We start from the raw sequence: 14,342 nt of genomic DNA on the forward strand, positions 1-14,342 counted from the left end.
AGGAGAACAAGACATGAACGCCAACGAAAACCAATTCATCCAGCGCGGCCAGCGCGAAATCCGCGCCCCGCGCGGCAGCCAGCTGCACTGCAAGAACTGGCTGATCGAAGCCGCCTACCGCATGATCCAGAACAACCTCGACCCGGACGTGGCCGAGCGTCCGCAGGACCTGGTGGTCTACGGCGGCATTGGCAAGGCCGCGCGCAACTGGGAATGCTTCGACGCCATCCTGGACAGCCTGCGCCGCCTGGGTGAGGACGAGTCGCTGCTGGTGCAGTCGGGCAAGCCGGTGGGCGTGTTCCGCACCCATGCCGATGCGCCGCGCGTGCTGATCGCCAACTCCAACCTGGTGCCGCACTGGGCCAACTGGGACAAGTTCAACGAGCTGGACCGCGCCGGCCTGATGATGTACGGCCAGATGACCGCGGGCTCGTGGATCTACATCGGCACGCAGGGCATCGTGCAGGGCACCTACGAGACCTTTGTCGAGGCCGGCCGCCAGCACTACAACGGCGACCTGTCGGGCAAGTGGATCCTGACCGCCGGCCTGGGCGGCATGGGCGGCGCGCAGCCGCTGGCGGGCGTGCTCGCCGGCGCCTGCGTGCTGGCGATCGAGTGCCAGGAGTCGCGCATCGATTTCCGCCTGCGCACGCGTTATGTCGACAAGAAGGCCACCACGCTGGATGAAGCGCTGGCGATGATCGCCGAGGCCACGCAAAAGAAGGAAGCGATCTCGGTCGGCCTGCTCGGCAACGCCGCCGAGATCCTGCCGGAACTGGTCAAGCGCGCGCAGGCCGGAGGCATGCGCCCGGACATCGTCACCGACCAGACCTCGGCGCACGACCTGGTCAACGGCTACCTGCCGGCCGGTTGGACCGTCGCTCAATGGGAAGCGGCGCGCACGCAGGATCCCAAGTCGGTGGAAGCCGCCGCGCGCCCGTCCATCGTCAAGCACGTGCAGGCCATGCTCGACTTCCAGAAGATGGGCGTGCCGACGGTCGACTACGGCAACAATATCCGCCAGGTCGCGTTCGACGAGGGCGTGAAGAATGCCTTTGATTTCCCGGGCTTCGTGCCGGCCTATATCCGTCCGCTGTTCTGCCGCGGCAAGGGCCCGTTCCGCTGGGTCGCGCTGTCGGGCGATCCGGAAGATATCTACAAGACCGATGCCAAGATGAAGGAGCTGTTCCCCGAGGACAAGCACCTGCACCGCTGGCTCGACATGGCGCACGACCGCATCGCCTTCCAGGGCCTGCCCGCGCGCATCTGCTGGGTGGGGCTGGATGAACGCCACCGCGCCGGCCTGGCCTTCAACGAGATGGTCAAGTCGGGCGAGCTGAAGGCGCCGGTGGTGATCGGCCGCGATCACCTGGACTGCGGCTCGGTGGCTTCGCCCAACCGCGAGACCGAGGCCATGCGCGACGGCTCGGATGCGGTGTCGGACTGGCCGCTGCTCAACGCGCTGCTGAACACCGCGGGCGGCGCCACCTGGGTCAGCCTGCACCACGGCGGCGGCGTCGGCATGGGCTTCTCGCAGCATTCGGGCGTGGTGATCGTGTGCGACGGCACCGATGCCGCGGCCAGGCGCATCGAGCGCGTGCTGTGGAACGACCCGGCCACCGGCGTGATGCGCCATGCGGACGCGGGCTATGACATCGCCATCGAATGCGCGCACGAGAAGGGCCTGAACCTGCCGATGGTGAAGGGCGCATGAGCCTGACGCTATTTCAACGGTTCGCGCTGGCCGAGATCGCGCCCACGCGCTGGAAGAACGGCGGCGGCAACACGCGCGAGATCGCGGTGTGGCCGCCGGGCGCCGGCATGGATGACTTCATGTGGCGCCTGAGCGTGGCCGATATCGGGCAGGACGGGCCGTTCTCGGCGTTTCCCGGCATCGATCGCCAGATCGTGCTGCTGGAGGGCGCCGGCGTGACGCTGCGTGCGGACGACGCCAGCTTCAGCCATCGCCTTGACCATATCGGCGAGCCGTTCGCCTTCTCCGGCGATACCAGCCTGCAGGCGACGCTGATCGACGGCGTCACGCGCGACTTCAACGTGATGACGCGGCGCGGCCACTGCCGCGCGCGCGTCGAGGTGTTCCGGCAGGGGTTCGTGCCTGGCACCGGCGGCCATGCCGTCTGCCTGCTGGCCGTCAGCGGCGCATGGCAGGCGCAGGATGCCGGCCTGCTGCTGCAAGCGGGCGAAGGAGCGCTCTGCGGCGCTGCGGAACCCCCATCCACGCCATCGTTTGAACCTGTGGGTGACGCGGCCCTGTGCCTGTGCGTCACCCTTGAGACGGAGCCCGGTCAATGACGCTGCCCTCTGTATCGTCCGCGCCCAGCGCGGACGGCGTCTGGCACAACTGCCACCTGCTGCCCGATGCCGATCCGGCGCACGCGATCCGCGATGCCGCGCTGGTGGTGGAGCATGGGTGCATCGCCTGGCTGGGTGCCACGGCGGACCTGCCGGATGCCTATCGCGGCGCGGCGCGCCATGATGCTCACGGGGCATGGATCACGCCTGGGCTGGTCGACTGCCATACGCACCTGGTCTACGGCGGCCAGCGCGCCGACGAGTTCGCGATGCGGCTGGCCGGCGCCGGCTACGAAGAGATTGCGCGCGCCGGCGGCGGCATCGTCTCGACCGTGCGCGCCACGCGTGCCGCAGATGAAGACACGCTGTTTGCCCAGGCCGCCGCGCGCCTGCAGCCGCTGCTGGCCGAGGGCGTCACCGCCATCGAGATCAAGTCGGGCTACGGGCTGAGCCTGGAAGCCGAGCGCAAGCAGCTGCGCGTGGCGCGCCGGCTTGGCGAGCACTTCGGGATTTCGGTCTACACGACCTTCCTGGGCGCGCACGCATTGCCGCCGGAGTACGCGGGCCGTGCCGACGACTATATCGACCTGGTCTGCAACACCATGCTGCCGGCACTGGCCGGGGAAGGACTGGTCGACGCCGTCGATGCCTTCTGCGAATCGATCGGTTTCTCGATCGCACAGACCGGGCGCGTGTTCGAGGCGGCGGCGCGCCATGGCGTGCGCGTCAAGCTGCATGCCGAGCAACTGAGCAACCTCGGCGGCGCCGCGCTCGCCGCTCGCCACCGCGCCTTGTCCGCCGATCACCTCGAGCATCTCGACGAGGCCGGCGTCGCGGCGATGGCGGAGGCCGGCACGGTGGCGGTGCTGCTGCCCGGCGCCTACTACTTCCTGCGCGACACCAACCTGCCGCCGATCGCGCTGCTACGCCAGTACGGCGTGCCGATGGCAATCTCGACCGATCACAATCCGGGTACGTCGCCGGTCACTTCGCTGCTGCTGATGATGAATATGGCCTGCACCCTGTTCCGCCTGACCGTGCCCGAAGCGCTTGCCGGCGTGACCGTGCACGCCGCGCGTGCGCTGGGCGCATCGGATCGCCACGGGCGGCTGGAAGCAGGGCGCGTGGCCGACTTCGCGCTGTGGCGCATCGATTCGCCCGCCGAGCTGGCGTACTGGTTCGGCCGCAACCCGGTCGCGACGGTGGTGCGGCAAGGGCGTGTGCATGCGCACGAAGGAGCCTCGGCATGAGTGGCTCGCAACTCTTCGCTCCGTTTGCGCTGCTGCCGGCCGGCTGGGCGCGCGATGTGCTGCTGGCCTGGGATGAGCAGGGCCGCTTCACCACCGTGCAGCCCGGCACGGAGCCAGCCGCAGGCGTGCCGCATGCGGCCGGTCCCGTGCTGCCCGGCATGCCCAACCTGCACTCGCATGCGTTCCAGCGCGGCTTTGCCGGCCTGACGGAATTCCGCAGCCGCCCGCAGGGCGACGATCCGGCGGGTGCCGATTCATTCTGGAGCTGGCGCACGCTGATGTACCGCTTCGCGCAGCGGCTCTCGCCCGACACGCTGGAGGCCATCGCCACCCAGCTCTATATCGAGATGCTGCGTGCGGGCTACACCAGCGTGTGCGAGTTCCACTACGTCCATCACGATGCCGGCGGCACGCCCTATGCCGATGCCGCCGAGATGTCGCTGCGGCTGCTGCGCGCGGCCCGGCGTACTGGCATCGGCATGACGCTGCTGCCGGTGCTGTACCAGACCGCCGGCTTTGGCGGCAAGCCGCCGCTGGCCGAGCAGCGCCGCTTCCTGCACGACACCGACGCGATGCTGCGGCTCCTGGAACGGCTGGCCCCCGCGTGCGCGCAGTCCGGCGCGAGGCTGGGGCTGGCACCGCACTCGCTGCGCGCGGTGCCGGAGGAAAGCCTCGCCCACGCACTGGCGGGACTGCAGGCGATCGACCCGCAGGCGCCCATCCATATCCATATCGCCGAGCAGCAGAAAGAGGTCGACGATTGCATCGCGTGGTCGGGCACGCGCCCGGTGACCTGGCTGTTCGACCATGTAGAGGTCGACGCGCGCTGGTGCCTGGTGCACGCCACCCATATGGACTGGGACGAGCGCCGGCGCCTGGCGCACAGCGGCGCGGTGGCCGGCATCTGCCCGACCACCGAGGCCAACCTGGGCGACGGCGTGTTCGAGGCCGCGCCCTACCTGGCGCAGCAGGGCGCATGGGGCATCGGCTCCGACAGCCATGCCAGCGTCAGCGTGGCCGAGGAGCTGCGCTTGTTCGAATACGGCCAGCGGCTCGGCCTGCAGCGGCGCAATGTGCTGGCCTCCGACACGCATGCACAGGTGGCCGACCGGCTGTATCTCGAAGCCGTGGCCGGTGGCACGCGTGCCAGCGGCCGCGCCGTGGCGGGGCTTGTGCCAGGCCAGCAGGCCGATTTCGTGGTGCTGGATGGCGCGCATCCGACGCTGGCGGGCCTCGACGGGCCGCAGGCGCTGGCCACCCATGTGTTTGCCTGCCACGGTCATGAGACACTAGCGGATGTCCGTACCGCCGGACGCAGCCGCGTGCAGCATGGCGCGCATCCGCTGCAGGCGGATGCGGGGCGCCTGTTCATCGCGGCGCGCGCCGGCCTGCTGGCCGACTGAAACCGGGCTACGCCCACTGCATCGCAAAGACAATGTCCTTCTCCACCGATACCCCCGCCTTCACCCTGCATCGCGGCACGCGCCCGTTGCTGGTATCGATGCCGCACGTCGGCACGCACCTGCCGGCTTCGGTCTCGCAGCGCCTGACGGCCGAAGCGCGCACCGTGCCCGACACCGACTGGCACCTGGAACGCCTCTACAGCTTCGCCCGCGAACTGGGTGCGTCGGTGCTGGTGGCCACGCATTCGCGCTACGTGGTCGACCTGAACCGACCGCCCGATAACGCCAACCTGTATCCCGGCCAGGACACCACGGGCTTGTGCCCGGTCGACACCTTCGACAAGACGCCGCTGTACGTCGACGGCAACGGCCCCGACGATGCCGAAATCGCCGCGCGCCGCGATGCGATCTGGCGCCCGTACCACCAGGCGCTGGCCGCGGAACTGGCCCGCCTGAAGGCGGAGCACGGCACCATCGCGCTGTGGGATGCGCATTCGATCCGCTCGGTGCTGCCGCGCTTCTTCGAAGGCAGGCTGCCGGACTTCAACCTCGGCACGGCCAACGGCGAGAGCTGCGACGCGTCGCTTGCGCATCAGCTGCTTGAGCAGGCTGGCGCGGTGGCCGGCCATACCGCGGTGCTCAACGGGCGCTTCAAGGGCGGCTATATCACGCGCCAATATGGCAAGCCGCAGGACGGCGTGCATGCGGTGCAGCTCGAGCTGTCGCAGGTCGCCTACATGAGCGAGACGTATCCGTTCGCCTACGACGAGGCGCGTGCGGCGGCGTTGCAGCCGGCTTTGCGAGGGATGCTGGCGACGGTGCTGGAGTTCGTCGAAACGCGCTAAGGCGCTGGCGCGGCACGATGGCTGCCGCGCAGCGCTGCCAGCTCACGTCAAGCGCTGACCAAGCCGCAGGCGGTAGAGCGAAGTGCTGGCGGCGATGAACAAGGCATCGCCCTCGGCGCCGCCGAAAACGAGGTTGCCGACCTTCTCCGGCACGGGAATATGCGCAAGCCGCGTCCCGTCCGGATGGAAAACCTGCACGCCGCTGGCGCTGCTGGTAAAGAGCCATCCGCGCCGGTCCACGCGAAATCCGTCCGGCAGTCCGGGCGCGATGACGGCGAAGACCCGCGGGTTGGCCAGCACCCGTCCCGCAACGACGTCGAAGGCGACGATATGGTGATGACCATCGTCGCGCAATGCCGCCGAGGTATCGGAGACATAAAGCACGTCTTCATCGGGCGAGAATGCCAGCCCGTTCGGCTCCTCGATCAAGTCGCTGGCGACTTCCAGCGCACCGACGGCGGGATCGTAGCGAAACACATAGTTGTGTCGCAGCTCAGGATCGGCCCGGTGGCCTTCGCGGTCCGACAGGATCCCATACGGCGGATCGGTGAACCACAAGGTGCCATCGCGCTTGACCACGATGTCATTGGGCGAATTCAGGCGCCGCCCCTGATAGTGGCTGACGACCAGTTCGTCCTCGCCAAGGCGGGCACCGCTGCGATGCGTCCGCACGATGGCCCGCTTTCCGTGCGAGCAATGCAGCAGCGAGCCGTCCGCCTCCAGTGCGTGGCCGTTGGTGAACCCGGCGCCCGTACGCCAGACCGACATGCCATCCGCGGCGCTCCAGCGCAGGATGCGGTCGTTGGGGATGTCGCTCCACAGCACCGCATCCTCGTCGGGCAACCACACCGGCCCCTCGCTCCAGGTTGCCCTGCATGCCAGTTGCTCGAGCCGTTCGCCCGCCAGCGGCAGCTCGCGTGCGCGCTCATCGAATATCCGGACTGTATCCATGGTCTTCCTTTATCCCGTTGCAAAGACACCCAAGCGGTCTTTACACGAACTGCCACAGCAAGAGGATCAGGCCAAGGGCTGCGATACCGGCAAGCGTCGTCAGCACCGTCCAGCTCCTTAGTCCATCGCCGACGCTCAGGCCCAGCATCCGGGTCACGATCCAGAAGCCCGCATCGTTGACGTGGGAGACCGCCATGCCGCCCGCGCCCATCGCCAGGCCGATCAGGGCCAGATGGTTGGGACCGGGCGAAGCCTGCGCGACCAGCGGGGCGATGATGCCGGCCGTGGTCATCAGCGCCACGGTGGTGGGCCCCTGTGCCGCGCGCAACAGCATCGCCAGCAGGAACGCGAGGACGGCCAGCGGCAGACCCGAAGACTGCAGCGACGTCGCCAGCGCGGGGCCGATTCCGGTCGACACCAGGATCTTGGCGAAAGCGCCGCCGGCGCCGGTGATCAGGATCACCACCGATACGGTCGGGATGGCGGCGCCGGCCACCTCGGACACCGTCGCCAGCGGCGCGCCGCGACGGGTGCCCAGCAGATAGGCACAGAGCATCAGGCCCAGCAACAGCGCGACGTACGGGATGCCGAGAAACATCAGCGCCGAGCGCCCGAAGAAGCCTTGCGGCAACAGCACCTGGGCCAGCGTCCCGGCCAGGATCAGCACGATCGGCAGCGCGATCAGCCCGGCGACGAGACGGGCGCCCGGCGGCGCACCGCTGCCCAGGCTGGCGGATGCCGCGTGGACCTTTGGGGCGCTGCCTGTGGCCTGGCCCACTTCGGCGGCGATATCGGCTGCCATATGGAACGGCCGCCTGGTCAGTCGCCGCGATGCCAGGAAAGTCACCAGGCCAGTGACCAGCGCGACCGGCAGGCCGATCAGCAGCAGGCGGCCGATCTCGATGCCGAGTTCCCCGGCCACTGCCACCATGCCCGGGTGCGGCGGCAGCAGGGCATGCACCACCAGCAACACGGCGCACACCGGCAGGCCAATCACCACCAGCGGAATGCCGCGGGTGCGCGTGAGCCCGTAGACCAGCGGCATCAGCATCATGACGCCGACTTCAAAGAACACCGGAATGCCGACGCCGAATGCGGTACAGGCCATGGCCAGCGGCACGCGTTTGTCGCCGAAGCGCTCGATCAACCGGTTGGCCAGCACCTGCGCGCCGCCCGACAATTCAATCATGCGTCCGATCATCGCGCCGAAGGCGATGATCACGGCGACATGGCCCAGGGTCTTGCCCAGGCCGCCTTCGACCGCATCGGCAATCTGGCTCACCGGTACGCCGGCCACGACGGCGACGCCCGTGGCCACCAGGATCAGTGCCAGGAAGGGGTGCAGCTTTGCGATCAGGATCAGGGCGAGCAACAGCAGGATCGCTGCCGCACCGCCGAATATCAGTATTGCCACGTCTAATCCTTGTGTTCAGCCGGCCACGCCTGCGGCCGGTGCGTGCCGGACGACGATGCCGGCTGTGAGGGAAAGCTGGTGATGCCCCAGCCGATGGGCCGTCGTCGATTGCCCGGGTGCCTGGGATCGGGGCCCCAGATCGCCTGATACGTGTCGATGCAGAAGCCCGCGCGCTGCAATGCCAGCGCGAGCGCCGCCAGCGTCAGCCACCAGGCGCCCAGCAGCAGCGGCATCCAGCGCGGCGCATCGGCCAGCGCGAGGCCGATGCCGATGGTTGCGATGGCAAGCGGCAGCGAACTCCAGCCAATGACTTTGTGCAGCCACTCGAACACCACCCGGCGCGCGCTCATGTCGTAGTGGTCGCCGCGCAGGCAGTTGCTGGTGGGCCCGCCCTTGCTGCCGCGCAACAGCCCGCCGCCTACCTGCAGCGCGGCGCAGGCCACCAGTGCCCAGCCGCCGAGGTGGTGCCAGCGCGCCAGCGTATCGGGCATGCCGCCGCCGTGGCCCAGGACCAACAGCACGCCCACCGACATCAGCGCAACGCCGCTGCCCTGCATCCACAAGTGGGCGCGCCACCAGGTCTTGCGATCGAGCACGGCAGGCCAGGCTTGCGACGGCGTCACCTTGAAGAAGCGGGCGACCAGGATGCCGAGCGGCAGCAATAGTCCCCAGCTGAGCACCATCAGGCGCCCATGCCAGGCTACCCAGAGCACGACGTGGTGCGCGGCGGCGGTACCGGAAATCGGGCGGCTCAGCCATTGCGCGGGCCAGCCGGGCGCGGCCCGCGCGCCGAGAATGCAGAGGCAAAGCGTGAGGCCGAGCGGCAATATCCAGCGCACGGCCGCGGGAAGCGCAGGTGGCATTTCCGATCTCCTGATGCGCGGAGAATTCCTTTGAATGGGACAGAGGGTGGATAGCGGTGGCGAGGTTTCGCTATACCGGGATCGCCCGCGTGCTGGCGACACGCTGTGGCCGGTGTTGTGCCGTCACCCTTGTCTGGCGGGACGGGCGCAGCTAGATGGCGGTTGCGGCGGCCAGCAACGGCGCCGCGTGTGATACGCCTGAACTGAGTGGGACAGCAGCTTGCATGACCGAATGTCTCCATCCGCCCTTTCAAAGGGCGGTGATCTTATTGGAATGGGTAATTGGCGGCGCCGCGCAACCAGAATGCGGCTTGAGCCTGCTGCAGAGCCAATGGCCTGCGCGCAGGAAAGTGGAGACAACTATAGCAATGGCTGGAATATGCTTCTAATCAAATGATCGAATCTCCGATTTACCTCAGGTTATCGCTTGGGGATTCTGGAAAACGTTGCGGTGTCATCGGGCGCAGGATCCGCTTGAGGGTTTGATCGCATCTCGGCCCCGGCATAACGCAACACTGAACAAAAAAGCCCGGCCTGAAGCCGGGCTGCGAGCCACGCCAGCGAAGGCCTATTTCTTCACGACATTCTTGTCGGCCTTGCTCCCCGTCGCCGCGTTGTACTTCTCCACATACGCTTCGAACAACTTGCGGATCGAGCGCCCGATCTTGGCATAGTCAGCTTCATTCAGGTTGGCCAGCGACACCCGCCCTGACGGGTGGCGCGTGCCGAAGCCGCGGCCCGGCAGCAGCACCACGCCTGCCTCATCGGCCAGCTGGAACAGCAATTCGTTCGGCTCGACCGAGTTCATCACCCATTTGACGAAGTCCGGACCGATCGCCTTGCCGCCCAGCTGCTCGATATCGAGCAGCGTGTAGTAGTCCACGGCATTCGGGTCGTCGCTTTCCGGCGCGATGCCGATCTCGCGGTACAGCGCGGCCTTGCGGCTGCGGATCAGCCGCTTCATCGCGTTCTTGTAGTTGTCCGGCGTATCCATCAGCGAGAACAGCGAGAACAGCACCATCTGCACCTGCTGCGGGGTCGACAGGCCGGCCGTGTGGTTCAGCGCCACCGTGCGGCTGTCGGCCACCAGGCGGTCGATGAACTTGAGCTTCTGCGGCTCGGTGGTGATCGAGCTGTAGCGCTGGTTCAGCTGCTGGCGTTGCACGTCGGGCAGCTTGCCGATCTGCAGGTCGAAGATATTGTCGCGGTGCGTGGCGATCACGCCCAGGCGCCAGCCGGTCGCGCCGAAGTACTTGGAGAACGAGTACACCAGGATGGTGTTCTTCGGGCACATCGCGAACAGCGAGACGAAGTTGTCGGCAAAGGTGCCGTAGACGTCGTCGGTCAGGATGATCAGGTCCGGGCGCTCCTTGACGATCGAGGCCAGGTACTCCAGGCTTTCGTCGCTCATGCGCACTGAGGGCGGGTTGCTCGGGTTGACCAGGAAGAAGGCCTTGACCTTGGGGTCGCGCAGCTTGTCGAGCTCCTTCTTCGAATACTGCCAGTGCGACTCGGGATCGGCATTGACCGACACTTCCACCAGCTGGTAGTCGTTCAGTTCCGGGATCTCGATATACGGCGTGAAGATCGGCATGCCCAGCGCGATGGTGTCGCCGGCCGTGAGCAGGTGGTTCTCGCGAATGGAGTTGAACAGGTAGGTCATCGCCGCGGTGCCGCCTTCAACCGCGAACAGATCGAAATCGCCGATGAACGGATGGTCGCCGATCATTTCCTTGCGGATGTACTGGCCGACCACGACCTCAGATAGCTTCAGCATGCGGTCCGGCACCGGGTAGTTGCAGGCCAGGATGCCTTCGCACATTTCATAGAGGAAATCACCCGCGCTCAGGCCGAGCTGGTCGCGCACATACGACACCGCTCCGGCGAGGAACTTCACCCCCGGGGTGTCGGCAAACTCGCGCGCAAACAGGTTGAAGCGTTCCTCGATGCCTTCGCGGCGCGGGAAACCGCCCACGCCCTCGGGCATGTAGGAGAACGAGCGCTCGGACTCGCGCATGGCAAACAGGCCCAGTTGCCAGAAGCCGTGGCGCGGCACGGTGGCGAGGAAGTTGGGATTGCCGCGGCCGGCGTTCAGCATCAGGCGTTCCGCGTCGCTGCTGGCCAGCTTGATCAGCTCGTCCTTCAGCTCGAAGGGGGAGAGGCTGGACAGCTTGGAGATATCGAACTTGCTCATGGCTTGCTCCTGTGTGGACGCTTGTCGGTAGGGCTGGCGGGCCGGTGGAGAGGGAATGCCCGCGCAGCAGGAGGGATATCGAAGGAAACGCGCGCTAGACGAGCCCGACCACCAGTGGTCCCAGCAGCGTCAGCAGCACGTTGGCCAGGGCATAGGTGATGGCGAACGGCACCGTCGGCACCGGGCTTTCGGCCTTGTCCAGGATGCCGCCGAAGGCCGGGTTGGCGCTGCGCGAGCCTGACAGCGCGCCAGCCAGCACGGCGGCGTTGTCGTACTTCAGCACGTAGCGGCCGAACAGCATGGTCAGGAACAGCGGCAGCAGCGTCACCACCGCGCCCAGCAGGAAGATGGTCAGGCCGCTCTGGCGCAGCGTGGTCACCGCCTGCAGGCCGGAGTTGATGCCGACGATGGCCACGAACGCGGCCAGGCCGAAGTCCTTCAGCAGCTGGCAGGCCGCGGTCGGCATCGCTCCGTACATCTTGTGCTTGGACCGCGCCCAGCCAAACACCAGGCCCGACAGCAGCGCGCCGCCGCCGGCGCCGAGCGTCAGCGGGATCGCACCCACGCGCCACACCAGCAGGCCGATCAGCAGGCCCACCAGCACGCCGGCGCCGAAGTAGACGAAGTCCGTCTTCTCGCTGGGCACCAGCTCATAGCCGGCGATCTCGGCGGCACGCTTGGTGTCGGCGGGGGTGCCGTAGAGCGTGATGATGTCGCCGTGCTGCAGCTTGAGGTCCGGCAGCAGTGGCAGCGGATGGTCGAAGCGCTCGATACGCTCGATGTACACGCCGTGGCGCACGTCGCGGCCGACCGTGTCGACGATCTCGGCCACGGTCATGTTGTTCATGCCCTTGGCCGTGAACACCAGGTTGCGCGACTGCATCACCACGCCCATGCCCTCGGCATCGGCCACTTCCTCGCCGATTTGCGCGGCAGTCGGCACCATGGCATCGCGCCGGCCCACCAGCAGCACCAGGTCGTCGGCCTGCAGCACCAGGTCCTGCTTGACGTCCAGCGGCTTGCCGCCACGCTGCACCTTTTCCACGGTGACCAGGTCCTCGCCGCCGATCTCGATCTGCGACACGGTCTTGCCGGCCGCACCCGTCACGCGGAAGATCCGGCCCACCAGGCGCGGCAGGGCGCCGCGCTGGCCCGGCCCGTACTGCGGCAGGCCGCCGCTGAGCTGGGCTTCGATCTTCTTGGCGTCGGTCTTCAGGTCCGACTTCATGAAGCGCGGCAGGATATTCACGCACACGATGATCGCGCCCAGCGAGCCGAACACATAGGTCACGGCATAGCCGATCGCCACATTGGCCTGCAGCGTCTTGACCTGGTCGGGCGGCAAGCCCAGCTTGGTGATGGCATCACCCGCAGTGCCGATGATCGCCGACTGGGTCATGCCGCCGGCGGCCAGGCCAGCGGCCAGGCCCTTGTCGAGGTGGAACAGCCTGGCCAGCACCACCACCGTGACCAGGCCGCACACCGCCATGAACACCGCCATGGCGATCTCGCGCAGCGAGCTGCGGTTCAGCGAGTTGAAGAACTGCGGACCGCTTTCATAGCCCACCGCGTAGATGAACACCGCGAACATCACGGCCTTGACGCCGTTGTCGATCTCGACGCCGACCTGGCTGATCACCACCGCGGCGAGCAGCGAGCCAGCCACGCCGCCTAGCTGGAAGCGCCCGAAGGTGATCTTGCCGATGGCGTAGCCGACCGACAGCGCAAGGAACAGCGCCGATTCGGGCGACTTCTGGAAAATCTCATGCAACCATTCCATCGAAGGCTCCTGAAGCGAGTGATGCGGGTTGGGTGAGTCGTTGCATCGGATTGCGGGGGTGGGGGAAATTCAGGGCAGGACGGGGCAGCGCAGGACTGCGGGTGCGGGGCGAGCGGAGGCGGGGCATGTCCATGGCGCGGGGGCGTGTCGTTCGGGCATGAAGGTGATCATGGCGATCACGGCAATCACGGTGGCGGCGCGCACACCGCAGCTGGCAGGTGCAGCGTTGGCGCCGCGGATCGCGCATGCAGTGGCGCGACCGCATCAACCGCGTTAATGCAGCGTGAGGCATTATCTCCGCCGGTTTCCGGCCAGCGTAGTGAAAGCTTTTGTCGGCGAATTAAGCGCAGTCAACGCGCCGCGGGCATGGCCGCGCGAGTGTGGAAACGATGTCGGGAGCGGTGCGCGAGGGAAGTGAAGCGGGGCAGTCGGGAGGGAGGTGCCGCCTCACCCGAACGGGTGCGGCGGCAAGGGCAAATGCGCCGCTGTCAGCGCCCGCCGGCCAGGCGGGCTTCGATATGCTTGGCGCGCTCCAGCGATCCCGGGTGCGAGCTGAGCATGCTCGACTGTCCGCCATCGAGGGTCGACATCTTGCGGAACGCCGATGCCAGGGCCTGGCGGTTGGCGCCGTTTTTGGTCAGCAGGTCGAACGAATAGTCGTCGGCCGCGGTTTCCTGCCGCTGCGAGAACTGCGCATTGACGAACTGCTCGGCGAGCGCGCCGATCTGCGACGACGATAGCGCCGTCAGCGAAGCCACGCCAGTCGACCCCAGCAGCCCGCGCGCCGCAGCCGTGGTGTAGGCCACCTGCATCGCGGCCTTGGTATGGCCCAGCGACACATGGCCGATTTCATGGCCCACCACGCCACGCACTTCATCGTCGCTGAGCAAGTCCATCAGGCCGCTGTAGACCCGCACGCAACCGTTGGCCATGGCCCAGGCATTGACGTCCTTGGTCACATACACCTTGGCATTGAGTGGCAGCCCGGTGTTGCCCAGCCCGCTCATCACATTGGCCAGGCGCTTGGCGTAGGTGCTGTCCGCCGGTGCGATGGTGTTCTTCTGGTCCATTTCCGCGCAGGACTGGTCGGACAGCATCTTGACGTTGCTGTCCGACAGCGTCGCGGCGGTAAAGAGGCTGCCGCCGGCCTGCGTCAGGCTTTCCATATTGGCGCCGGCACAGCCGGCCAGCAGCGCGGAACAGGCGAGGGCGGAAAGGGCGAGTCGCTTCATGGTTCGCTCCGGGAAAGGGGGTTGGCAATGCCATAGGATAGGTAGCCGGGCGAGGGCGCGCCAGTGGGCGCCGTCCGACAGGCGCTCAGGCAAAGTG

Annotated in this window: 11 protein-coding genes; 5 read left to right on the plus strand and 6 right to left on the minus strand. The window is 67.3% G+C overall.

Annotation, left to right across the window (positions count from 1 at the left end; genetic code table 11):
• Nucleotides 1-13 precede the first annotated feature (13 nt).
• Genes hutU through hutG form a run of 5 tightly spaced genes read left to right on the plus strand, consistent with a single transcriptional unit; the run spans nt 14 to nt 5,811 of the window.
• Complete coding sequence (gene hutU, locus C265_RS03610; protein ID WP_010814963.1) at nt 14-1,714, plus strand: urocanate hydratase; 1,701 nt, start codon at nt 14-16, stop codon at nt 1,712-1,714.
• On the plus strand, nt 1,711-2,313 hold the full coding sequence (locus tag C265_RS03615) for a HutD family protein (protein WP_010814962.1): 603 nt from the start codon (nt 1,711-1,713) through the stop codon (nt 2,311-2,313). Before hutU ends, C265_RS03615 begins: the two co-directional genes overlap by 4 nt.
• Nucleotides 2,310-3,563 (plus strand): imidazolonepropionase, encoded by a 1,254-nt coding sequence (gene hutI / locus C265_RS03620; protein ID WP_010814961.1) that lies wholly within the window; start codon nt 2,310-2,312, stop codon nt 3,561-3,563. Before C265_RS03615 ends, hutI begins: the two co-directional genes overlap by 4 nt.
• Nucleotides 3,560-4,966: a formimidoylglutamate deiminase gene (locus C265_RS03625; protein WP_010814960.1), complete on the plus strand. Its 1,407-nt coding sequence runs from the start codon at nt 3,560-3,562 to the stop codon at nt 4,964-4,966. The genes hutI and C265_RS03625 overlap by 4 nt, the downstream gene beginning before the upstream one ends.
• A 32-nt stretch (nt 4,967-4,998) precedes the next feature.
• Nucleotides 4,999-5,811 carry an N-formylglutamate deformylase gene (hutG, locus tag C265_RS03630; protein WP_010814959.1) on the plus strand — a complete coding sequence of 271 codons (813 nt, stop codon included), beginning with the start codon at nt 4,999-5,001 and terminating at the stop codon, nt 5,809-5,811.
• Between the two features lie 42 nt (nt 5,812-5,853).
• Here hutG and C265_RS03635 read toward each other — a convergent pair whose 3' ends face one another.
• From C265_RS03635 to C265_RS03660, 6 genes are all read right to left on the minus strand, one after another.
• On the minus strand, nt 5,854-6,762 hold the full coding sequence (locus tag C265_RS03635) for an SMP-30/gluconolactonase/LRE family protein (RefSeq protein ID WP_010814958.1): 909 nt from the start codon (nt 6,760-6,762) through the stop codon (nt 5,854-5,856).
• Nucleotides 6,763-6,802: 40 nt separating this feature from the next.
• Nucleotides 6,803-8,176, minus strand: coding sequence for a gluconate:H+ symporter (locus tag C265_RS03640; protein WP_010814957.1), 1,374 nt, complete (start codon nt 8,174-8,176; stop codon nt 6,803-6,805).
• Nucleotides 8,177-8,178: 2 nt separating this feature from the next.
• Entirely contained in the window at nt 8,179-9,039 is an 861-nt protein-coding gene (locus C265_RS03645) for a cytochrome b561 domain-containing protein (RefSeq protein ID WP_010814956.1), read from the minus strand.
• A gap of 568 nt (nt 9,040-9,607) precedes the next feature.
• Nucleotides 9,608-11,233 carry a bifunctional aspartate transaminase/aspartate 4-decarboxylase gene (locus tag C265_RS03650; RefSeq protein WP_010814955.1) on the minus strand — a complete coding sequence of 542 codons (1,626 nt, stop codon included), beginning with the start codon at nt 11,231-11,233 and terminating at the stop codon, nt 9,608-9,610.
• A 94-nt stretch (nt 11,234-11,327) separates the two neighbouring features.
• A complete protein-coding gene (aspT, locus tag C265_RS03655; RefSeq protein WP_010814954.1) occupies nt 11,328-13,013 on the minus strand; it encodes an aspartate-alanine antiporter in 1,686 nt (561 codons plus the stop codon).
• A 488-nt stretch (nt 13,014-13,501) separates the two neighbouring features.
• A complete protein-coding gene (locus C265_RS03660; RefSeq protein ID WP_010814953.1) occupies nt 13,502-14,245 on the minus strand; it encodes a M48 family metallopeptidase in 744 nt (247 codons plus the stop codon).
• Nucleotides 14,246-14,342: the final 97 nt, after the last annotated feature.

Origin of the sequence: Cupriavidus sp. GA3-3 (assembly GCF_000389805.1) — a bacterium.
In the GTDB taxonomy this organism is placed as follows: domain Bacteria; phylum Pseudomonadota; class Gammaproteobacteria; order Burkholderiales; family Burkholderiaceae; genus Cupriavidus; species Cupriavidus necator_D.

Coding starts and splice junctions, on each gene's coding strand:
- hutU (WP_010814963.1), top strand. CDS start 14: ATGAACGCCAACGAAAACCAATTCATCCAGCGCGGCCAGCGCGAAATC.
- C265_RS03615 (WP_010814962.1), top strand. CDS start 1,711: ATGAGCCTGACGCTATTTCAACGGTTCGCGCTGGCCGAGATCGCGCCC.
- hutI (WP_010814961.1), top strand. CDS start 2,310: ATGACGCTGCCCTCTGTATCGTCCGCGCCCAGCGCGGACGGCGTCTGG.
- C265_RS03625 (WP_010814960.1), top strand. CDS start 3,560: ATGAGTGGCTCGCAACTCTTCGCTCCGTTTGCGCTGCTGCCGGCCGGC.
- hutG (WP_010814959.1), top strand. CDS start 4,999: ATGTCCTTCTCCACCGATACCCCCGCCTTCACCCTGCATCGCGGCACG.
- C265_RS03635 (WP_010814958.1), bottom strand. CDS start 6,762: ATGGATACAGTCCGGATATTCGATGAGCGCGCACGCGAGCTGCCGCTG.
- C265_RS03645 (WP_010814956.1), bottom strand. CDS start 9,039: ATGCCACCTGCGCTTCCCGCGGCCGTGCGCTGGATATTGCCGCTCGGC.
- C265_RS03650 (WP_010814955.1), bottom strand. CDS start 11,233: ATGAGCAAGTTCGATATCTCCAAGCTGTCCAGCCTCTCCCCCTTCGAG.
- aspT (WP_010814954.1), bottom strand. CDS start 13,013: ATGGAATGGTTGCATGAGATTTTCCAGAAGTCGCCCGAATCGGCGCTG.
- C265_RS03660 (WP_010814953.1), bottom strand. CDS start 14,245: ATGAAGCGACTCGCCCTTTCCGCCCTCGCCTGTTCCGCGCTGCTGGCC.